This window comes from Alcanivorax sp. HI0044, from assembly GCF_001634945.1.
In genome coordinates this window covers 1-1,139 of sequence record NZ_LWEZ01001922.1, presented here as the reverse complement: position 1 = coordinate 1,139, position 1,139 = coordinate 1, and the positions used below count along the sequence as shown (strand labels likewise).

At 55.4% G+C, this 1,139-nt stretch carries 1 protein-coding gene; it reads left to right on the top strand.

Translation table 11 applies throughout. From position 1 onward, the window contains the following. Nucleotides 1–377: 377 nt before the first annotated feature. Nucleotides 378–986, top strand: coding sequence for a rhombosortase (gene rrtA, locus A3730_RS28600; RefSeq protein WP_063519585.1), 609 nt, complete (start codon nt 378–380; stop codon nt 984–986). Nucleotides 987–1,139: the final 153 nt, after the last annotated feature.

The following is a 1,139-nucleotide window of genomic DNA, read 5'->3' as shown; positions in this document are numbered from 1 at the left end:
CGGTAACCTGTTGTTGGAGGACCGTTCCCGACCTTCCAGGCCGAGAACGGTCAAAATCTCCAAGACCCGCTATCCCGTCGATCGTAATGCCGCTCCTCTTAAGTGAACGGCATTACGCCTAGTGCGGGGTTTTCTTTTTTGGGGGCGAGTTGAAAGTTCAAAGTTTAAAGTTGAAACGCGGACAGCAGCCGGAGGCAATCGAAAAACTCCGGAGCCGCGCCGCTGACGCTCTACTGAGCGTAATATCAATCTAAAACAGGAAGCGCGGCTATATCAGTCCTTCGGGTGGCACTAGCGTCCCTCGTGTTTTAACTTTCAACTTTGAACTTTCAACTCACCCTTCCCATAATCCCCTTTCACACCTGACAGGCAACTACATGCAACCCAGAGACAACAAACTCCGCCCGCACTTTGCCCTGGTGGTCGCCACCATGGTGGCGTTGGGGCTGGCGCATGCCTGGGTGAACCCTTGGCTGGCGTTTGATCGGGCAGCGATTGAGCAAGGGCAGGTGTGGCGACTTTTTACCTGCCATCTGGTGCATCTCAACCACTGGCACATGCTGCTCAATTTGGCGGGTCTGGTGCTGTGCGGCTATTTTTTCACGGATCTGCTTGATCGGGTCCGTTTCTGGAGCTGGCTGCTGTTTTGTGGATTGGTCACCGGCCTGGCGTTGTATTTTCTGGATACCGGGTTGCAGCATTATGTGGGGCTGTCCGGTATCCTCCATGGCTTGTTGGTCTATTGCCTGCTTCAGGGCTGGCGGGGGAATCCCTGGTTGCATTCACTGGTGTTGCTGGTGATTGCCGGGCGCATTGTCGGTGAGCAGCAGGCAGGCTATGACGTGGAGTATCTCCGTAGCTGGATCGACGGGCGGGTTTATGTGAATGCCCACCTGTACGGTGCCCTGGCCGGAGTGTTGTTGTTTGGGGGAATCACGGGTGTCGAATACGGCAGAAAACGCAGAACAGGAAACACAGAAAGATAATAAAGCATCAGGGTGCATGACCATCCTGTTTCCCGGGGTTTTCCTGGTGGCAGGCCTGGCGGTGATGTTCTTTGTGGGGCTCAAACCCGCCTTTCAATACTGGCAAGCCGGAAGCTGGGACCGGGTGCCGGCCACCGTGCTTAGCAGTACGCT